The 19,703-nt window shown below is 66.7% G+C and carries 20 protein-coding genes; 3 read left to right on the top strand and 17 right to left on the bottom strand.

What is annotated here, in order from left to right; all coding sequences use genetic code 11:
• Positions 1 to 125: 125 nt before the first annotated feature.
• Entirely contained in the window at positions 126 to 1,328 is a 1,203-nt protein-coding gene (locus J5251_RS12975; protein WP_139005996.1) for a heparan-alpha-glucosaminide N-acetyltransferase domain-containing protein, read from the top strand.
• Between the two features lie 98 nt (positions 1,329 to 1,426).
• On the opposite strand, the gene J5251_RS12970 is transcribed toward J5251_RS12975, so the two are convergent.
• Genes J5251_RS12970 through J5251_RS12920 form a run of 11 tightly spaced genes read right to left on the bottom strand, consistent with a single transcriptional unit; the run spans position 1,427 to position 10,346 of the window.
• Positions 1,427 to 1,915, bottom strand: coding sequence for a hypothetical protein (locus J5251_RS12970; RefSeq protein ID WP_139005995.1), 489 nt, complete (start codon positions 1,913 to 1,915; stop codon positions 1,427 to 1,429).
• Complete coding sequence (gene dapB, locus J5251_RS12965) at positions 1,908 to 2,666, bottom strand: 4-hydroxy-tetrahydrodipicolinate reductase (RefSeq protein WP_139005994.1); 759 nt, start codon at positions 2,664 to 2,666, stop codon at positions 1,908 to 1,910. The genes J5251_RS12970 and dapB overlap by 8 nt, the downstream gene beginning before the upstream one ends.
• A 16-nt stretch (positions 2,667 to 2,682) precedes the next feature.
• On the bottom strand, positions 2,683 to 3,114 hold the full coding sequence (locus tag J5251_RS12960) for a molybdenum cofactor biosynthesis protein MoaE (RefSeq protein ID WP_139005993.1): 432 nt from the start codon (positions 3,112 to 3,114) through the stop codon (positions 2,683 to 2,685).
• Complete coding sequence (locus J5251_RS12955) at positions 3,104 to 3,721, bottom strand: MogA/MoaB family molybdenum cofactor biosynthesis protein (protein ID WP_431188576.1); 618 nt, start codon at positions 3,719 to 3,721, stop codon at positions 3,104 to 3,106. The genes J5251_RS12960 and J5251_RS12955 overlap by 11 nt, the downstream gene beginning before the upstream one ends.
• Positions 3,718 to 4,203 (bottom strand): cyclic pyranopterin monophosphate synthase MoaC, encoded by a 486-nt coding sequence (moaC, locus tag J5251_RS12950; protein ID WP_139005992.1) that lies wholly within the window; start codon positions 4,201 to 4,203, stop codon positions 3,718 to 3,720. Before moaC ends, J5251_RS12955 begins: the two co-directional genes overlap by 4 nt.
• The gene (locus J5251_RS12945; protein WP_208574195.1) at positions 4,191 to 5,405 is read right to left on the bottom strand and encodes a molybdopterin molybdotransferase MoeA; all 1,215 of its coding nucleotides are present in this window, start codon (positions 5,403 to 5,405) and stop codon (positions 4,191 to 4,193) included. The genes moaC and J5251_RS12945 overlap by 13 nt, the downstream gene beginning before the upstream one ends.
• A gap of 29 nt (positions 5,406 to 5,434) precedes the next feature.
• On the bottom strand, positions 5,435 to 7,105 hold the full coding sequence (locus J5251_RS12940) for a molybdopterin-dependent oxidoreductase (RefSeq protein WP_208574194.1): 1,671 nt from the start codon (positions 7,103 to 7,105) through the stop codon (positions 5,435 to 5,437).
• Positions 7,106 to 7,154: 49 nt separating this feature from the next.
• The gene (locus tag J5251_RS12935) at positions 7,155 to 8,222 is read right to left on the bottom strand and encodes a sulfate/molybdate ABC transporter ATP-binding protein (RefSeq protein WP_139005989.1); all 1,068 of its coding nucleotides are present in this window, start codon (positions 8,220 to 8,222) and stop codon (positions 7,155 to 7,157) included.
• Positions 8,219 to 9,106, bottom strand: coding sequence for an ABC transporter permease (locus tag J5251_RS12930; protein WP_139005988.1), 888 nt, complete (start codon positions 9,104 to 9,106; stop codon positions 8,219 to 8,221). Before J5251_RS12930 ends, J5251_RS12935 begins: the two co-directional genes overlap by 4 nt.
• Positions 9,103 to 9,930, bottom strand: coding sequence for a molybdate ABC transporter substrate-binding protein (gene modA / locus J5251_RS12925; RefSeq protein ID WP_244250663.1), 828 nt, complete (start codon positions 9,928 to 9,930; stop codon positions 9,103 to 9,105). Before modA ends, J5251_RS12930 begins: the two co-directional genes overlap by 4 nt.
• Entirely contained in the window at positions 9,927 to 10,346 is a 420-nt protein-coding gene (locus J5251_RS12920; protein ID WP_139005987.1) for a TOBE domain-containing protein, read from the bottom strand. Before J5251_RS12920 ends, modA begins: the two co-directional genes overlap by 4 nt.
• Positions 10,347 to 10,460: 114 nt before the next feature.
• Between J5251_RS12920 and moaA the strand changes: the two genes are divergently transcribed.
• Both moaA and J5251_RS12910 read left to right on the top strand, forming a co-directional pair.
• The gene (gene moaA / locus J5251_RS12915) at positions 10,461 to 11,567 is read left to right on the top strand and encodes a GTP 3',8-cyclase MoaA (RefSeq protein WP_139005986.1); all 1,107 of its coding nucleotides are present in this window, start codon (positions 10,461 to 10,463) and stop codon (positions 11,565 to 11,567) included.
• A 7-nt stretch (positions 11,568 to 11,574) separates the two neighbouring features.
• On the top strand, positions 11,575 to 11,850 hold the full coding sequence (locus J5251_RS12910; protein ID WP_139006047.1) for a MoaD/ThiS family protein: 276 nt from the start codon (positions 11,575 to 11,577) through the stop codon (positions 11,848 to 11,850).
• 142 nt (positions 11,851 to 11,992) lie between these two features.
• Here J5251_RS12910 and J5251_RS12905 read toward each other — a convergent pair whose 3' ends face one another.
• From J5251_RS12905 to J5251_RS12880, 6 genes are all read right to left on the bottom strand, one after another.
• Positions 11,993 to 13,480 carry an alanine/glycine:cation symporter family protein gene (locus J5251_RS12905; RefSeq protein ID WP_139005985.1) on the bottom strand — a complete coding sequence of 496 codons (1,488 nt, stop codon included), beginning with the start codon at positions 13,478 to 13,480 and terminating at the stop codon, positions 11,993 to 11,995.
• A 241-nt stretch (positions 13,481 to 13,721) separates the two neighbouring features.
• The gene (locus J5251_RS12900; RefSeq protein WP_139005984.1) at positions 13,722 to 15,098 is read right to left on the bottom strand and encodes a M16 family metallopeptidase; all 1,377 of its coding nucleotides are present in this window, start codon (positions 15,096 to 15,098) and stop codon (positions 13,722 to 13,724) included.
• Between the two features lie 66 nt (positions 15,099 to 15,164).
• Positions 15,165 to 17,423: a polyribonucleotide nucleotidyltransferase gene (locus J5251_RS12895; protein ID WP_208576165.1), complete on the bottom strand. Its 2,259-nt coding sequence runs from the start codon at positions 17,421 to 17,423 to the stop codon at positions 15,165 to 15,167.
• Between the two features lie 328 nt (positions 17,424 to 17,751).
• The gene (gene rpsO / locus J5251_RS12890) at positions 17,752 to 18,021 is read right to left on the bottom strand and encodes a 30S ribosomal protein S15 (protein WP_139005983.1); all 270 of its coding nucleotides are present in this window, start codon (positions 18,019 to 18,021) and stop codon (positions 17,752 to 17,754) included.
• 150 nt (positions 18,022 to 18,171) lie between these two features.
• Positions 18,172 to 19,152: a bifunctional riboflavin kinase/FAD synthetase gene (locus J5251_RS12885; protein ID WP_139005982.1), complete on the bottom strand. Its 981-nt coding sequence runs from the start codon at positions 19,150 to 19,152 to the stop codon at positions 18,172 to 18,174.
• A 103-nt stretch (positions 19,153 to 19,255) separates the two neighbouring features.
• A complete protein-coding gene (locus tag J5251_RS12880) occupies positions 19,256 to 19,699 on the bottom strand; it encodes a hypothetical protein (protein ID WP_171059411.1) in 444 nt (147 codons plus the stop codon).
• Between the last annotated feature and the right edge of the window lie 4 nt (positions 19,700 to 19,703).

Genomic DNA, 19,703 nt, shown 5'->3' with positions numbered 1-19,703 from the left:
CGCGTGGACCACGGTTTGCTGCAACGGCCCCCGGGAGTTTCGTATCACGGCACCGCTTCCACCTGGAGGAGCTGCGATTGTTACGCCGCAGGCCCCGAAACAGGGGGCTGTGAGAATATCGGATTATGGCATCCCCACACAACGGTTCCGCCGGGCAGCGGCTGGCCGGAATCGACGCCGCCCGGGGCCTGGCCCTGCTGGGCATGATGGCCACCCATATCTTTCCGTTGTGGACGTCCGGCGCCAACCCGGAGCCTAATTTCACCGGCCTCGTGTTCTCCGGCCGGTCCTCCGCCCTCTTCGCGGTCCTGGCCGGCGTCGGACTCGGCCTATTGACCGGCGGCAGCCGCCCGCACAGCGGCCGGTCGCTGCTGGCCGACCGGTCCGGAATTGCGGTGCGCGCGGCCATTATCGCCCTCGTTGGTCTGATGCTTGGCACGCTGAACGTCAGCATTGCGGTCATCCTCGTCCACTATGCGGTGCTGTTCCTGTGCGCCCTGCCGTTCCTGCAGCTGCGTCTGCCCGTGCTGGCAGCGTGGGCAGGCGGATGGCTGGTGCTTTCCCCCGTGGCTGCCTACCTGCTGCGCCCGTGGCTGGAAAACTCCCTCGGTTTGGAGAGCCTGGGGCACAATCCGATGATTCTCGACGTGTTTATCCCGTCCAGGTTCCTGGCCGACATCTTCGTCACCGGGTACTACCCCGTGCTGCAGTGGCTCGGCTACATCCTTGTTGGGCTTGTCATCGGCCGGCTTGATATCCGCCGCGCCGCAGTCCAGCTGTGGCTGTTATCCGGAGGCCTGGCGGCAGCGGCGCTGGCCAAAGCCGGCTCGTGGCTCATCATGGACGGCCTGGGCGGCTACGGACAGTTGGCTTCCACCGAGGCTGCGCAACGTGCGGATTTCGCCCTGATCTACCAGGTGAACCTCAGCTGGGTGGACACGGATGATTCCTGGTGGTGGCTGGGAATCTCCGGCCCGCATTCCGGCACAACCTTCGATCTGCTGCATACCTCCGGTACGGCGGCGGTGGTGCTTGCCATCTGCCTGCTGCTGACCACGAAAAAGCCGAATATGCTGCTCCCGCTCTCGGGCGCCGGTGCCATGACGCTGACCCTGTACTCGGTGCATGTCTGGGTCATGAGCCTCATCCCAAAGAATGCGGCCTGGCCCGGGGACAACGAAATTTACTGGGTGCAGGTCATCGTGGCCCTGTCCGTGGGCACAACGTTGAAGGTGCTGGACATGCGGGGGCCGTTCGAATTCATCACGTCCACCGCCTCGCGGGCAACCCGCGATGCCATCCGCGGCGGCCACCGCCAGTACAGCTGACGCACGCAACTTCGGTTACGCATTCCAACTTTCGACGGCGGCACGCCGACCCGCCGCTGCTGACGGCGCTACACAGTCTGCCGTCCACGGCGGCGGCTTCAGCTGCGGCTGAGCTCGATGGCCCTGCGCATGGACTCGCGGGCCCGCTTGCGGTCGCGGGCGGCGTCGTAGGCGCAGGAGAGCCGGAACCAGCTGCGCCAGTCCCCGGGCGCGGCTTCGGCCTCCGCCTTGTACCTCTCGAACTCGGCATCTGCCGCCTCGCGGACGATGCGGCCGCCCGGGGTGCGCGGCAGGTTATCCACCGGCAGCCCGCCTTCAGCCTCAAGGATCTTGGCGAGTTTGGACATGCGCGAGCCGAAGAGGATTTCGCGGATCAGGGCCCAGGCGCCCACCACTGGCAGCACCAGCAGGGCGGCGCCGAGGGCAATCGCCACCGGCTGCGGGTCCTGCAGAAGCAGCCAGGCGCGGTGCACGGTCAGCGCCATGTACGCGAGCAGCAGGAAGATGATGGCCGACACCCAGATCTTCTCGCCGTGGCGTGAATACCAGGAGGCGGAGCCGGTTCCCGGGGTTGCGGAGTCAGTCATTGAGGTCAAGGTATCCGTCCAGGCCGTAGGTCAATCCCGGGTGGGCCGCCACGGCGCGCACGCCCAGCAGGACTCCGGGCATAAAGGAGGCACGGTCAAACGAATCGTGCCGGATGGTCAGCTGTTCCCCGGGGCCGCCGAGCAGCACTTCCTGGTGCGCCACCAGGCCGCGCAGCCGCACGCTGTGCACCCGCACCCCGTCCACGTCCGCGCCGCGGGCGCCGTCGAGGGACTTGGTGGTGGCGTCGGGGCTGGCCGAAACTCCGGCCTCTTGGCGCGATGCGGCAACCAGCTGCGCGGTGCGTACCGCGGTGCCGGAGGGCGCATCGACCTTGTCGGGATGGTGCAGTTCGATGATCTCCACCGATTCGAAGTACCTGGCGGCCTTGGCGGCGAATGCGGACGCGAGCACCGAGCCCAGCGCGAAGTTCGGCGCGATCAGCACACCGGTTCCGGGGTGCGCTGCCAGCAGGTCGGCCAAGTTGCGGCGCTTCCGTTCGTCCCAGCCGGTGGTTCCGACAACAGCGTGCATGCCGTGTTCGACGGCGAAACGTACGTTAGCTTCGGTGCTGTCCGGCGTGGTCAGATCCACAACGACGTGCGCGCCGGTGTCGACCAGCGAATCCAGGCTGTCCGCGCGCCCCAGTGCCGCCACAAGTTTGAGGTCTTCGGCGGCGTCAACGGCCTTGACCGCCTCCGCGCCCATTCGTCCGCCGGCACCGAGCACGGCCACCGCAAGTTGTTCAGTCATGGTTTCCAGCGTATCGCTACTGGCCGATGCCTACCCATTCGGTACGTCCGTCCGCGAAATGCTGTTCCTTCCAGACCGGCACCCGCTCCTTGACCGTGTCCACGAGTTCCGACGCCGCGGCGAACGCTTCGGCACGATGGGCGGAGGCGACGGCGGCCACCAGCGCCGGATCCCCGATCTGCAGCGATCCAATCCGGTGCGCAACCCAGATGCGCACGCCGTCGTACTTCGCGGCAATGTCGGCGGCGACCTCGGCAATAACCCGGCCGGCGCTGGGGTGTGCGGAGTAGCCCAGTGCCGACACCGCTTCCCCGCCGTCGTGGTTGCGGACTACGCCGCTGAAAGTCACGACGGCGCCGCATTCGGGTGACTCCGCTGCGGCCATCGCCTGTGCAACGTCCAAGGGGGAATCCGCGACCCCTGCGTACAGCACTTCGCTAGTGCCCATGATGCCCTCCGGTTTTGTGGCTTGTGGTGTGGGTGAAGTTCTCCGCTGAGGCAAGGTGTCCGGCGCCTTCGTGACCGGCGTCGCGGTGCCCTTCCAACTGGGTGCAGATGTGCTCGATCAGCGGCTGCAGTACCGTGAGCCCGTCGCGGACGCCTCCGGGCGAGCCCGGAAGATTGATGATGAAGGTTCCGTCGGCCACGCCGGCCACCCCGCGGCTCAGGGCGGCCAGCGGCGTGTGGGGCCGGCCTGCCGCGCGGATTGCTTCCATGATCCCGGGCACTTCCTTATCCAGGAGCGCAGCGGTGATCTCCGGGGTCCGGTCGTCACGGGTCAGGCCGGTGCCGCCGCTGGTAATGAGGACCCGGACGCCCTCGGCCAGCATTCTTTCCAGCGCCGCTCGGACCTCGGGCCCGTCCGGGACCACGCGCACGGGCAGCGGCTCGAAGCCTTCGGCGGCCAGCCACTCGGAGATGATCGGCCCGCTGCGGTCCTCGTATGTCCCGGCTGCCGCGCGGGTGGAGGCGACAACGATGCCGGCGGTGCGCCGCGTGCCCGCGCCTCCGTTGGTGCTGGCAGCGCCAATGCTGGTCCTGGGTTCAGTGCTCACAGCGTCCAGTCCCCGCTCTTGCCGCCTGATTTGGCCAGCACCTTGATGTCGCCGATGACGGCGTGCTTGTCCACGGCCTTGATCATGTCGTACAGGCTCAGCGCCGCCACCGAGGCCGCGGTGAGCGCCTCCATTTCGACGCCGGTGACTCCCCGGGTGCGAACGGTCGCCTCGATCCGCACCTCGCTGGTGCCGGGGAAGAAGTCAACCGTGACTTTGCTGATGGGCAGCGGGTGGCACAGCGGAATCAGCGACGGCGTCTGCTTCGCTGCCATGATGCCGGCCACGCGGCTGACCGCCAGGGCGTCGCCTTTGGGCAGGTCGCCGGAGGCCAGCAGGGAGACAACGTCCGCCCGCGTAGTCAGCACTGCCTGGGCGGTGGCTTCACGGGTGGTTTCGGCCTTGGTGCTGACGTCCACCATGTGCGCCGTGCCGTCCTCACGGACATGGGTCAACCGGTCCTGCTCGCTCATAACAGCCATACTTCCACGTTCCGCCCGGCCGGGACCTCCGTTACGCCGACGGGAAAATGCACCAGCGCGTTGGACGCTGCCAGCGCGTGAAGCAGATGCGAGCCGGGACCGCCGATCAAGGTGACGGAGCCGCCGTCGTAATGGCCGCGACGGATCTGGTGCTTGGCCTCCGGGGACTGGACAGCCTCGGCCAGCGGCACCTGCAGGACGGTGCGCGGCTCCGGGTCGCCCAGCACCTCGCTGAGCGCCGGACGGAGGAAAGTCTCGAAGGACACCAGCGAACTGACCGGGTTGCCAGGAAAGCCCAGATAGGCAACGCCGGCGACCGTGCCGATGGCCTGGGGACCGCCGGGCTGCATCGCCACCGGGCCGAATTCCACCTGGTCGCGGGCGAGGGCCTGCTTGACTACCTCGAAGGCGCCCTTGCTGATGCCGCCGGAGGTCAACAGCAGGTCCGGTTCGTGCCGTTCCAGGTCCTCGTGCAGCCGGGCCAGGAAGTCCTCCGGAGAATCGGCCAGGATCCGGCTGCCGGCCACGTCCGCGCCGGCCTCGGCGAGCCCGGCTGCCAGCAAGGTGGTGTTGGCATCGAAAATCTGTCCGGGACCCAAGGCGCCGCCGGGTGCGATGACCTCGTCGCCGGTGCTCAGCAGCAGCACGCGCAGCCGCGGCCGCACCGCTACCTCCGCGACGCCGAGCGCCGCCAGCAGTCCCAGTTGGGCCGGCTTGAGCCGCGTGCCCGCGGCGAGGGCAAGGGTGCCGGCGGCAACGTCGCTGCCCTCGGCGCGGACGAACTGGCCGGCCGGAACGCTGGCCGGCAGCCTCACCGTCAGCCCAGGGGCGGGCGTGCGGAAACCATCCGGGTCCGCCTGTTCGATAGGGACGACGGCGTCAGCTCCGGCCGGCAGCATGGCTCCGGTCATGATCGGCGCCGCGAAGCCTGCGGCCAGCGGCGGAGCCGGGTAACCTGCGGCGATGGTTTCGGCCACCGTAAACTCCGACCGGCCGCCCGCTGCGGCGCTGTCCACGGCATAGCCGTCCATCTGCGAGTTGGCGAAGGGCGGCAAGCTGACCGGGGCGCTAATGTCCCTGGCCAGGATCCGGTTGCGGGCCTCGAGCAGCCCGACCGTGTCATCCTGCCGGCCGTTGCGTTGCACGGCGGCACGGACCAGCTCGGTGACCGCTTTGCGGTGCTCAGCTACTGTAGCGGCCACGCCGGACTCCCTTCTCTTCAGGAGCCATCCTAAGCGACGGTCACGCTCACGGTATGCCAGCCGGTGGCGCCATCCGGCACCACCGGAGCGCTCTCGCCGGTCTGCACCATTCCCGCCGCATCGATGGCCCGGACCTGGATCCGGTGACGGCCTGTCGGCGCGTTCCACCGGTACCGGTATTGCCGCCAGGTGTCCGCGGAGATGGGAGCGCCCAGTTCGGCATCCTGCCAGGCGCCGTCGTCGACCCGCAGCTGCACGGCGCTGATCCCGGTGTGCTGGGACCAGGCCACGCCGCCGATGCCCACCTCGCCGGGGTCCAGCCGCGCGCCGTTGCGGGGGGTATCGATCCGTGAGCTCATCTTCACCGGGCCCCGGGCACTCCAGCCCCGAGTGGTCCAGTAGGCAGTCTCGTCCTCGAAACGGGTGAGCTTCAGCTCGGTGACCCACTTGGTGGCGGAGAGATAGCCGAAGAGCCCGGGCACTACCAGCCGCACCGGAAAGCCGTGTTCGAGCGGCAGTGGTTCGCCGTTCATGCCGATGGCCAAGAGCGCGTCCCGCTCGTCGGTCAATACTTCCAGCGGTGTCGAAGCGGTCCAGCCGTCGACGCTGCGCGAGAGCACCATGTCCGCGCCGGCCTGCGGGCGGGCCCTGGCCAGCAAGTCCCGGACCGGCCAACCCAGCCACTTCGCATTGCCGATCAGGCCTCCGCCCACCGGGTTGGAGACGCAGCAGAGCGTGATGTACCGCTCCGCCAGCTCCTGACCCGCCAGCTCATCGAAATCCAGCTCCACTTGCTGCTCAACCATGCCTGTCACCTTCAACCGCCACTGGTCCACATTGACCACGGGCACCGCCAGTGCGGTGTCGATCCGGTAGAAGTCCGGATTCGGTGTCACGAGCGGCGTGATGCCGGCTAGCGGCAGTGTTGCGCCTGCCGGAATCGGTTCCGCAGGATCCGCCGGGGCGGGAAGCCGGAAGGCCTGGCGGAGGCGGGCTGCGCCCTGCTGCGCACTGCGGATACCCGTAGCGACGACGGCGGTCAACGCGGCCGCTGCCGCGGTACCTCCCAGCCACAACAGGAAGGTGCGCCGGGCCGGGTCCAACCCCGGACCGGCCGGCCGTACAGGAGCGACAGTGGCTTGGACGCAGCGCCGGACCAGGATCTGCAGCATCACCAGGGCCACGGCCCCGGCGACCATCAGGGCGGCCAACGCCAACTGTTCGGCCTGCGGGCTGGCCAGCACGGCCACCGCGCCCGCCGCTGCAAAGCCGAGAACGACAGCGCTGCCGGCGTACCGCCGTCGCACCTCGAGCACTCCGGCCACGCCGCCGAGGGCCGCGATAACCAAAGCCATAGCAACGAAGAATGCGGCCTTGTCCGCCGTCCCGAAGACCGCAATCGCCAGGTCCTTCACCAGCGGCGGCAGCACGTCGATGACGGCAGAACCCACCGCTGTCAGCGGCGAGACGGAAGGGCTCAGGAACGCCGCGGCCAGCTCGCCGGCTGCGGTTCCCAGCAGCGCAGCAGCGGCGCCGGCGGCCGCAGCCCATCGGTTCGGCGCCGATTCGTTCCGGATCGATTCGTCCGGCGCATCTTCGTTGGCCGCCGGTCGGTTCGGTGCCCCTCGGTTCGGTGCCCCTCGGTTCGGTGCCCCTCGGTTCGGTGCCCCTCGGTTCGGTGCCCCTGGGTTCGGTGCCATCGGGCCTCCAGCCTCGCGGGTTTTCCGGCGGTTGCGCCGACCGAATGGGTCAGGCGCTCTTGGCCGGATAGATGCTGACCTCCGCCGCCTTGACGGCAAAGAACATGCTGCGGCCCGGGTAGATATCCAACTCCGCCGCGGCAGCAGCCGTGACCTCTGCGGCGAGCTGACCGGCCCGTACTTTTAAGTGTCCGGCGGCCGGCTCCAGATCGTCAACGGTCACCGCCAGCACATTGCGCGGGCTGCCGTGCGGCCGCTCGGCAAAGACGGATACGGCAGCGGGGCGGAAGGCGGCCACCGCGGACTCCCCCGGTTCCAGCGGCTGGACTGCGGTCCCCGCCACCGGCGATCCCGAGGGAATACCGGCTTGGCCCTCGCCCGCACGCAGACCATCCGCGGCCGCCGTGCCGCCGATGACGTTCAGGCCGGCCAGTTCCGCGGTGAAGGCACTGCGCGGATGCGCGATGAGCTGCTTCGGAGTGCCCTGCTCCACCACGCGGCCCTGTTCCAGGACCAGGACGCGGTCTGCCAGCAGGAGGGCATCGAGAATGTCGTGGGTGACGATGACGGCGCGGCGGCCGGCGAGCACCCGCCGGAGCATGCGCCGGATCACAGGAGCCGCGGTGGCATCCAGCGCCGCGAGCGGTTCGTCCAGTAGCAGCAGGTCCGGTTCCGCCGCCAACGCCCGGGCGATCGCCACCCGCTGGGCCTGTCCGCCGGACAGCTCGGCCGGGCGGCGCGCGGCCAGTTGCGTGGCCTCGGCCTCTGCCAGCCACTCCAGGGCACGTTTCCGGGCAGCGCGCTTCGGGACTCCCTGGCTCCGCGGGCCGAAGGCGACGTTCTCGAGTGCGTTCAGCTGGGGGAACAACAGCGCATCCTGGGACAGCAACGCCACCGACCGCCGGTGCGGTGGCAGGACGATGCCCGATCCGAACAAGACGCGCCCGTCCAACACCGCCTCGCCGCGGTCCGGGCGGACCAGCCCCGCGATGATGGCCAGCATGCTGGACTTGCCGGCCCCGTTCGCCCCCATCAGGGCGACCGTCTCGCCGTCGTTCACCTTGAAACTGACGTCCACTTGCCGTTCGGCCAAGGCGGCTTGCAGGGTAAAACTCACCGCCGGACCCCGTTCCGGAGGCCGGTGCGCCCATAGGTCAGCGCCACAATCACGACGGCGGCCGCGACCAGCAGCATCGAAAGGGCCACCGCGGCGTCCGGGTCCGTCTCGCGCTGGAGGTAGATTTCCAACGGCAGTGTGCGGGTCATGCCGGTCAGGCTGCCGGCAAAGGTCAAAGTGGCACCGAATTCGCCCAGCGCCCGGGCGAAGCACAGCACGGTGCCTGACGCCAGCGCGGGCAGCAGCAGCGGCAGCGTCACCCGGCGCAGCACTGTAGCAGGACGGGCACCCAGGGTGGCGGCGGCCTGCTCGTAGCGGCTGCCTGCGCTGCGCAGCGACGCTTCAACGCTGAGCACCAGGAACGGCAGCGCAACGAAGCTCTGCGCGAGCACAACGGCCGTGGTGGTGAAGGCGATCTGTATCCCCCAGAGCTCCAAGGTGCTGCCCAGCAGGCCCTGGCGGCCGAACGTATAGAGCAGTGCCATCCCACCGACAACGGGTGGCAGTACCAGCGGCAGCAGCACCAGCGCCCGGAGCAGCTTGCGGCCAGGGAAGCTGGAGCGGGCGAGCACCAGTGCCAGTGGCGTGCCCAGCAGCAGGCACACCAGGGTGCTGGCGGTGGCGGTCCGCAGGCTCAGGCCCAAAGCGGCCAGTGCGCCGTCGCTCGTTATCAGCGGCCAGAAACCGGCCCAGTCCACCCGCAGCGCCATGGCCAGCAACGGCAGCAGCACCAACACGGTTCCGGCCGCGGCGAAGACGAAGACCGCAGCCGGCAGCCCCGTCGTCCCCTGCCTGCCGGACTGCCGCCCCGCCGCGGGCAGCCGTGTGCCAAGGCCGGCTGTTCCGTCCTGCGCGGGCCTTGTGCTGGCTGGACCCCCGTTCATGGCCTGCCGAACCCTGCGTCGGTGAGCACACTCTGCCCTTGCTCACCGGTCACATACTGCACGAACTTCCGGGCGAGCTCCTCCCGGCCGGAACCGGCGGCGCCGGCAGTAACCGCGATCGGGTAGGTCACCGCGGCGTCCGCAGCATCCGGCACGGGGATGGTGCGGACCGCGTCCCCGGCGCGCATGGCATCGGTCCGGTAAACAAAGCCGGCATCCGCCTCACCCGCGGTCACTTTTCCGAGGACCGCCGTCACCGAATTTTCCTCGCTGACCGGTGCCAGTCTCACGCCAGCGGCTTCGGCCAGATTCCGGGCCGCGGCACCGCACGGCACCTGCGGGGCACACAGCACCAGCTTTATGTCCGGCCGTTCCAGGTCCGCCAGTGTTTCGATGCCCATTGGGTTAGCGGACGGCACCACAAGGGCCGGCGTGTTGGTGGCCAGTTCCTGCACGCTGCCCGCAACTCCCCCGGCCTCCTGCACGCGCGCCAAAGTTGCGGTGTCCGCGGAGGCAAAGACGTCGGCAGGTGCGCCCTCGATGATCTGGGTGGCGAGGTCGGCCGAGCCGGCGAAGTTCAGGCGGACAGTACTGCCCGGGACCTCGGCCTCGAAGGATTCCGCCAGCGCAGTGAACGGCGCGGCCAGCGACGCGGCCGCATAGACCGTGATGGTGCTCTCCTCCACGCCTCCTTGATTGGATGCACCGCCCGAACCGGTGCCGCAGGCAGCAAGCCCGATGGTTCCGGCCAGCGCCAGCAGAGCTGCGGCAAGCCGTCCGGGCCTCGCAGTGCTCTGACTGGTCCGCTGTACCGTCAAACTCACGGCCGTGCCTTCGCTGGCTGGGTGGCCGGCGTCTGTACGATCACGTTGGTTGCCTTCACGACTGCCGTGGCCACCGAGCCTGGTTCCAGCCCCAGCTCGCGGACGGCCTCGGCACTCATCAGCGATACGACCCGGTGCGGACCGCACTGCAGCTCCACCTGGGCCATCACCGTGTCCATCACCACGGAAGTCACCAGCCCCACAAAGCGGTTCCGGGCCGAGCTGCCGGCCGCGGCCTGGTCAGGTGGCAGGGCGGCCTGTTCTTTGGCCAGAGCAGCCAGCTCCGTCCCGGCGACCACGGTCCGCCCGGCGGGGTCCTGCTGCCCGGTCAGCGTGCCGGCATCGATCCATCGTCGGACGGTGTCGTCACTGACTCCGAGGAAGCGCGCAGCCTCTGCTACTCGTATTTGCGTCACGAAGTCCAGCATAGTTCCGCAATTGCGGGTTGAACAGGTTAACAGCAGCTACCCGCTGTCCACATGGGGAGACGGGGCTCGGCAAGGCAGGCGGCGCTGACGTACCCTCGATACATGAGCGTTAATTTGGGGATGCCGCAGATCGCGGCCGGCGCCCGCGGCAGCGGCGCTTTGCCCGCGCGCCCGGTGGATGCCGGCCCCGGACTGATTGATCGTTTCGGCCGCTCCGCGACGGACCTGCGCATCTCCCTGACGGACAAATGCAATCTGCGCTGCACTTACTGCATGCCGGCCGAGGGCCTCGACTGGCTGAACAAGGCGCAGGTCCTCACGGATACCGAAATCGTCCGCCTGGTGGACATCGCCGTCAATCATCTGGGAGTGCGCGAACTGCGCCTGACCGGCGGCGAGCCACTTGTGCGCGCCGGGTTGGCCGACATCATCACCAGTGTCCGGAACAACCATCCGGATCTGCCGGTATCGCTGACCACCAACGGCCTCGGACTCGATAAGAAGGCCCGGATCCTTAAAGACGCAGGACTGTCCCGCATCAACGTTTCGATGGATTCGCTGCATCCTGAGACCTTCGCCCAGCTCACCCGCCGACCGTTCCTGGACCGCGTGCTCAAGGGGATCGAAGAAGCGGACCGGGTGGGCCTCGGTCTGATCAAGATCAACGCGGTGCTGATGCGCGGCATCAACGACCTGGAAGCGTCCGGGCTGCTGGAGTGGGCCGTCAGCCACGGCTACGAACTGCGCTTCATCGAGCAGATGCCGCTGGACGCGGACCACGGTTGGACCCGGCAGAATATGATTTCGGCCGCGGAGATCCGCGCGCTGCTGGAACAGGAGTTCGTCCTCACCGCGGATCCGCGGCGCCGTGACGGTGCGCCGGCGGAAAGGTGGGAAGTACGACGGCGCTCTGCCCCCGGCGTCGTAGTCGGCACTGTAGGCATCATCGCCTCGGTCACCGAGCCTTTCTGCGCCGACTGCCGCCGGACCCGGATCACGGCCGAGGGCAAGGTCCTTTCCTGCCTGTTCTCGCATGAGGAGACCGACCTGCGCGACCTGCTTCGCAGCGGTGCAGGAGACGAAGCCATCGCCGAGCGGTGGCGCGAGGCGATGTGGGCCAAACCACGGGCGCACGGAATGCACCATACAGGGCTGGGCGCCGAAGACTTCGTCCAGCCCGAGCGAAGCATGAGCGCGATTGGCGGTTGAATTGTTGTTGTTGATCAGGTACTTCGGCGCGGCCCAAGCTGCGGCCGGCGTCGAAGAGGAAAAGGTCGTCCTGCCCGAAGGCAGCACTCTGGCAGCCGTTCTGGACGTGCTGGTCCGGGAGCACCCGCACCCCGGCACACTATCCACGGGGGGCGCGCCGGCCCTGGAGACGGTCATCGCGCGCAGCAGTTTCCTGCGCAACGAGATCGCCTGCAAAGACCGTTCGACCGTCCTTGCAGATCAGGACATCATCGACATCCTCCCGCCTTTCGCCGGCGGATAACCGGCAGCATCCTGCCTCCGTGCCGCTGCGCCTCTGTGCCGCCGCTCCCCGATCCCGCCGCGTCGGCTGGATGGCAATGATGAAGGGTCCCGCTTCCTGAACCGGAAACGGGACCCTTTATCGCTTTGCACAGGTGTGGAGACTACCTGCTACCGCCTTGTGGCACCTGACGCTCGTGGTGATGCGAGGACCCGACAACGTCGCCGGCCTTCCACTCATCCCAGCCGGGTTGGTCCCGCATGAATGCCTCGATCTCGTCCTTGTTTGCTCTGAGCTCCGGATCGTGTTTGAGGTAGTGCCGGGTCTCACGCGCAATCAGGCCGGAGAGGATGAGCAATCCGATCAGGTTCGGCAGGGCCATCAGACCGTTCATGACGTCGGAGAAGTTCCAGACAACAGCCAGCGGAACTGTGCAGCCGACGTAGACGACTATGGAGAACACCACGCGGTAGGGGGTCACCCCGCGGCGGCCGAACAACCGCTCCACATTGCGTTCGCCGTAGTAAGCCCAGCCGAGAATCGTCGAAAAAGCGAACAGGACCAGCCCGATCGTGACGATCCAGTGCCCCCAATCGCCGGGCAGGCCGTGGCTGAACGCCTCGCCCGTCATGGTAGCCGCTGAATCACCACCGAGATCCCAGACACCGGTAGTAATAATGACCAGTCCGGTGCAGGTCACCACGATTATGGTGTCGATGAACGTCTGCGTCATGGAGACCAGACCTTGGCGCACCGGGTGCGTAGTCTGTGCGGCGGCTGCAGCGATGGCTGCGGAACCCAAGCCCGACTCGTTGGAGAAAATACCGCGGGCCACGCCCATCTGGATGACCAGCATGATGGCGGAGCCGGTAAATCCGCCCACTGCAGCGGTGCCGGTGAAGGCGTCGGTGAAGATCAGGGCGAGGGCGGCGGGAACGCCGTCAATATTCGCGATCAGGATGTAGATGGCGCCGAGCACATAGAACACGATCATGATGGGAACAAGACCGGCGGTCACCCGGCCGATGGACTTGATGCCCCCCACGAGCACCAAAAGGGTCAGAACCGCGAGGACGCCACCGGTAACCCACAGCGGGATGTTCCAGCTGTTTTCCACGTTCGTGGCGATGGAGTTGCCCTGGGTCATGTTGCCGATACCGAAGGAGGCCAGGAAGGCAAAAATGGCAAAAGCGATGGCAAGGAACTTGCCGAAGCCGTTTTTGATGCCCCGCTGCAGATAATACTGCGGACCGCCGGACTTTTCGCCGGCGTCATCCGTGGTACGGAAACGCACCCCAAGGAACGCTTCCGAATACTTGGACGCCATTCCCACCATGGCCGTGACCCACATCCAGAACAGGGCGCCGGGCCCGCCAATGCCAATGGCCGTTGCGACACCGACAATGTTGCCGGTGCCCACCGTGGCAGCCAGGGCCGTGGTCAGCGCCTGGAACTGTGAGATATCGCCTTCGGCCCCGACATCTTTGCGTGTGAACAGCCCGAGCCGCAGCGCCACTGCCAGTTTCAGGAACTGGAGACCGCCCAGGCGGATGGTCAGATAGAGACCGGTGCCCAGCAGCAGCGGTATGAGCAGAAATGGACCCCAGACAACCGAGCTAACGGTCGAGAGAAACTCCGTTAAGTCTTCCAAAACATTCTCCAATTACGGTGCGGTAAATGCATGTGACTGCAGTCACCCACAGCCGGAATCAGTCTAGTGCCTCATTGGAGTCCATTTACATTTCCTGTGCGCCCACGGACCCCTCAACGGCAGGACCGGAGTCATCCAAAGGTCCGATAACACTCCGGCCCCCCAAGCGCCCGGAAAAGGCAGCAGCCGGGTGCCCGGTTCTTTTCCGGACACCCGGCCGCCGGGTGGAAATTGCGGAACTTCAGAGACCAAAGTCCGCCGGTGAATCAAACGGTCCGACGACGGTTACCGTGCGCGGTGCGGCGGCCAGTTCGGCAGCCAGCGCCTGCACTTCCTCCGGTGTGACGGCGCGGATCCTCGCCAGTGTCTCGTCCGCGTCCAGGAACTCTCCCGAGACGAGTTCCGCCCGTCCAAGCCGCGACATCCGCGACCCGCTGTCTTCGAGCGCCAGGACGATGCCGCCGGACAACTGCCCGACTGCCTTGCGCAGTTCTTCGTCCGTAATTCCGTCTGAGGCCAGCTTGTCCAGTTCGGCACCCAGCAGTTCGATAACCTGCTTGGTCTTCGCCGGAGAGCAGCCCGCGTACATACCGAAGTAGCCGGCATCCGCGTATGACCCCGCGAAGGAGTAGGTGGCGTAGACCAGGCCGCGTTTTTCCCTGACTTCCTGGAACAGCCGCGACGACATGCCGCCGCCAAGAACCGCGTTGAGGACACTCATGACGAACCGGCGCTCGTCGGTGGCGACTAGGGATTGGCAGCCCATGACGATGTTGGCCTGCTCGACCGGACGCCGGTGTACGTGTATACCCGCTACGGACGTGATCTCCGTGCGCTCGACAGAGCGGCGCTGAACCGGAGCGGCTCCGGGTTCGAGTACCCATCCCGCGCCTTCCAGAGCCTGCAGAACCAGCCGGCAGACGTCGTCGTGCTCCAGTCCTCCCGCTGCGGTCACAACCAGCTCATCCGGACGGTAGTACCGCTGGTAGTGGTCCCAGACGGCAGTGCGGGGCACGGCCATGATCGCCTCGGGGGTGCCGCCGATGGGCCGGCCAAGGGGGTGGCCCGCCAAGACGGCCTCGACGAACTTCTCGTGGCACACGTCCGAGGGATCGTCGTTGTCCATCGCCAGCTCTTCGAGGATGACGTCGCGCTCCTGCTCCAGCTCGCTGTTGTCCAGCACGGCGGAGGTGATCATGTCCGCGATGACATCGATGGCCATAGGAAGATCGGTATCGAGCACGCGGGCGTAGTAGCAGGTGTTTTCCTTGGCCGTCGCGGCATTGGATTCCCCGCCGACCTCATCAAAAGCCGATGCGATCTCAAGCGCTGTGCGCCGCTTCGTTCCTTTGAACAGCAGGTGCTCCAGGAAGTGCGTCGAACCGTGCTGGCCCTCCGCCTCGTCCCGGGAGCCGACGCCAACCCAGAAGCCAATGGTTGCCGAACGCTGCCCGGGCATCGCTTCCGTCAGCACGCGGACGCCGCCGGGAAGTACGGAACGCCGCACCACGGAGCCGCCCGGATCCCCATGGATCAACGTGGGATCGGACCCGCCAAGATCGGTGGCGTCCGTATGGCCTTCCGTGGCGGATAGCGGCAAATGGATTCCTCGGGACATAGCGGAACTCCCCGCCGCAGAGCGTGACTCTGCAGCGGGGAGTTCGTTGCCAAATGCTTCAGGCATTTACTCTGCGGAACCTTCCGCCGGCTCCAGGACATCCTCGCTGGAAGCCTCGTCGCCGGCCGCCTCGTCGGCAACAACCGGAGACAACGAGAGCTTTCCGCGGTCGTCGATCTTAGTGATCTCGACCTGGACCTTCTGGCCTACGGAGACAACGTCGTCGACATTGTCCACGCGCTTGCCGCCGGCCAGCTTGCGCAGCTCGGAGATGTGCAGCAGGCCGTCCTTGCCCGGCGTCAGCGACACGAAGGCGCCGAACGTGGTGGTCTTTACAACCGTGCCCAGGTAACGCTCGCCCACCTCGGGAACCTGCGGGTTCGCGATGGCGTTGATGGCGGAGCGGGCTGCTTCGGCGGACGTGCCGTCGGTCGCGCCGATCAGGACGGTACCGTCATCTTCGATGGAGATATCGGCGCCGGTGTCCTCCTGGATCTGGTTGATCATCTTGCCCTTCGGGCCAATGACCTCGCCGATCTTGTCCACGGGGATCTTGACCGAGATGATCCGCGGAGCGAACTCGGAAAGTTCGTCCGGGGTATCGATCGCGGCCTCGAGCACGCCCAGGATATGCAGGCGGGCTTCGCGGGCCTGCTTCAGCGCAGCGGCCAGAACCGAGGCGGGAATGCCGTCGAGCTTGGTGTCGAGCTGGATCGCGGTGACGAACTCGGCAGTACCGGCAACCTTGAAGTCCATGTCGCCGTAGGCATCTTCGGCACCGAGGATATCGGTCAGCGCGGCGTAGCGGGTCTCGCCGTCGACCTGGTCGGAAACCAGGCCCATGGCGATGCCGGCAACCGGAGCCTTCAGCGGCACACCGGCGTTGAGCAGGGACAGCGTCGAGGCGCAGACCGAGCCCATCGAGGTGGAGCCGTTGGAGCTAAGGGCTTCGGAGACCTGGCGGATGGCGTACGGGAATTCTTCACGCGAGGGCAGCACCGGAACCAAGGCGCGCTCGGCGAGGGCACCGTGGCCGATTTCGCGGCGCTTCGGCGAACCGACGCGGCCGGTCTCACCGGTGGAGTAGGGCGGGAAGTTGTAGTTGTGCATGTAGCGCTTGCGCGTTACCGGCGACAGCGAGTCGATCTGCTGTTCCATCTTGAGCATGTTCAGCGTGGTGACACCCATGATCTGGGTTTCGCCGCGCTCGAAGATGGCCGAACCGTGTACGCGGGGCAGAACCTCCACCTCAGCGGTCAGCGTGCGGATGTCCGTCAGGCCACGGCCGTCGATGCGGACCTGGTCCTTCAGGATGCGCTGGCGGACGACCTGCTTGGTGACGGAGTTGAAGGCAGCCGAGACTTCCTTCTCGCGTCCGGCGAACTGGGCTTCCTCCGACCCACCGAATTGTGCCACGATCTCTGCCTTGAAGTCGTCCGCAGCATCGTTGCGGGTCTGCTTGTCGGCGATCGAGAAGATCTCGGTCAGCTTGGTGGCAGCAGCGGCTTCCACGGCAGCAAACACGTCGTCCTCGTAATCCTTGAAGACCGGGAACTCGACGGTCGGCTTGGCAGCGGCCGCGGCCAGCTGGGCCTGGGCGTCGCACAGGGACTTAATGAACGGCTTGGCCGCTTCCAGACCCTCGGCCACAACCTCTTCGGTCGGGGCGGGGGCGCCCTCTTCCTTGATCAGCTGCCAGGCGTTGTCCGTAGCTTCGGCCTCCACCATCATGATGGCGACGTCGTCACCGGCGACACGGCCGGCGACAACCATGCTGAAGACGGCCTTCTCCAGTTCGGTGTGCTTCGGGAAAGCAACCCACTGGCCTTCGATCAGCGCTACGCGCACGCCGCCGATGGGGCCGGAGAACGGCAGGCCCGAGAGCTGGGTGGACATGGAGGACGCGTTGATCGCGACAACGTCGTACAGCACGTCCGGGTTGATCGCCAGGACGGTGACAACGATCTGCACCTCGTTGCGCAGGCCCTTCACGAAGGCCGGGCGCAGCGGGCGGTCCATCAGGCGGCAGGCCAGGATGGCTTCCGTGGACGGGCGGCCTTCGCGGCGGAAGAATGATCCGGGAATGCGGCCGGCAGCGTACATGCGCTCTTCGACATCCACCGTCAGGGGGAAGAAGTCAAAGCCCTCGCGCGGGGACTTGCCGGCGGTGGTGGCGGACAGCAGTGCGGTGTCTTCGTCGATGTAGACCATCGCCGAGCCGGCGGCCTGCTGTGCAACGCGGCCGGTTTCAAACCGGATAACGCGCTTGCCGAAACGGCCATTATCAATGACCGCTTCCGAGAACTGAATTTCGGGACCCTCCAAGAGAGTCACCTCCGTTTCTGTGGTGTCGGAGGTGACCAGCATCGGCCCAGACTTGCGTGCTTCCCTCGGTGGGAAGCGCCTGCGGCTGGCCCTGGGGCCTGTCAACACCCGGTCTTCGATCGAGACCCCCGGGCGGCTGCGCATTGCTGCACCGTCCACTCCCGGAAATCACTACCGAGGACCGCGAATGCTTACGACGCCGGTCACTCCTGTTTTCTATTATGGTTGCCCACCTGCCGGATCCGGCCGGTGGATTTGCGCCATGCAAAGCGAAGGCGGCTCTTTCCTATGCCTTCAGCAGTTCAGAAAGAGCCGCCTTCACAGCAGACTAGCGGCGCAGGCCGAGACGCTCAATGAGCGCACGGTAGCGCGTGATGTCGGTCTCGCGCAGGTAAGCCAGCATGCGGCGGCGACGACCAACCAGGGCCATCAGGCCGCGGCGGGTGTGGTGGTCATGCTTGTGCATCTTCAGGTGTTCCGTCAGGTCCGAGATGCGGCGGGACAGAACTGCAATCTGTACCTCGGGTGAACCCGTGTCGCCCTCGTGGGTGGCGTATTCCTTGATGATTTCCTGCTTGATAGCGGCGTCCAATGCCACAATAACTCCTAGAAGTTGTGCCGTGAGGCCCGTATCAGCACTTCGCTGCCGGGGTCTTCACGCTTGGCCGGGGTTGCCGGATCAAGCACGAAGAAATCCAGCCGCCACGGACCGCAGCCGAATTCAGCCCTCAGTTTACCTGTCCGGGAGTTAGTCTGTCGAAAGCAGCGCCCGGGACTGGTCGACGTCGATCTCCATTTGGGCGATCAAAGCCTCCGGTCCGGTGTAGGCGACCATGCCGCGCAGCCGGTGGACGAACTCCACCACTACCTGCTGGCCGTAGAGGTCGAAGTCCCCGTTCGCTTCCTTCGGGCGGTCGATGACGTGGGCCTCGACACGGCGGCTGGCGCCCTCGAAGGTCGGGTTCGAACCCACCGAGATGGCAGCCGGCCAGCGTCGTCCGGATGCGTCGATCAGCCAGCCGGCGTAGACGCCGTCGGCGGGGATCAATCCGCTGGCATCGGGAGAAAGATTAGCGGTCGGGAAACCCAGTTCGCGGCCGCGGGCATCCCCATGGACCACCTCGCCGCGCACCCGGTGCAGCCGGCCCATCACCTGGGCAGCCGTCGCCACGTCGCCCTCAGCCAGCGCTTCCCGGACCCAGGACGAGGAACAGCGCCGGCCCCTGAGGACGGAATCCGGTGCATCCGGCTGGTCCGAGCCGTACTCTTCGATCACGTCGACGGCGAAGCCGAACTGCTCGCCGAGTTCCTGCATGGTGTTCAGGTCACCGGAATTGCCCTTGCCGAACCGGACATCGTGGCCAATGACGACGGCGGACGCCCCCAGCGCTTCAACGAAGACTCTGCGGACAAACTCCTCCGGCGTGTCCGCTGCCAGTTCGAGTGTGTAGGTCATCATGAGCAGGCCGTCGATACCGGTCTCTTCGAGCGCCTCGATGCGGTCCTGCAGTCCCATGATCTGCTGGGGCGCTGCCTCGGGACGGTGGATCTGTGCGGGGTGGGGGTCAAAGGAGATGGCGACGGCGTTGGCGCTGTGGCGTGCGGCAGTCTCCACGAGCTTGGCCAGCACCTGCTGGTGGCCGCGGTGCACGCCGTCGAAATTGCCCAGCGTTACCACTGATGGACCAAAACCGGAGGGTACTTCGGTTAGGTCTTTCCAGTAGTGCACAGCAGGCTCCTCGCATCGTTAGCTATTCATGAGCTGTTCAGTCTCGGCGCACCCGGTAAAAGTCCGGCGGCGCCGTTGTCCATTATGGACGATCGCGGCGGTATTACCGCATTCGTTCCTGCCCGGGCCGGTGCCGCCAGAGCCACCAGAGTCCGAGCAGCGGCAGAACCAGCGGGATGTAGCCATAGCCTTGCCCGAAGCCGGACCATACGGTGTCCTCCGGCAGCAGGGCCGGATCCAGCAGGCTCAGCAGACCCACGGCAACAACTCCGAGCAGTTCAACGCTGATGGCAGCGACGGAGATCCAGTACCAGCGCAGGCCCTTCTTGGCCAAAGCGACGGTGGCCAGGATATAGACCACGGCGGCAAAGGCCGAGAGCAGGTAGGCGACCGGCGCCTCGGTGAATTTCGTCGCAATCTGATAGGACGCCCGGGCCGTGGCCGAGATGGCGAAGACTCCGTATACGGCCACAATCAGCCGACCCGGGCCGCTTGAACGGGAGCCGGTTTCCACCGGTTCTGCCGGGGTTTCCTGAGGGGAAGTCATGCTG

This window comes from Arthrobacter crystallopoietes, from assembly GCF_017603825.1.
GTDB classification, from domain to species: Bacteria; Actinomycetota; Actinomycetes; order Actinomycetales; family Micrococcaceae; genus Crystallibacter; species Crystallibacter crystallopoietes_B.
This window is presented reverse-complemented; position numbering and strand designations above follow the sequence as displayed.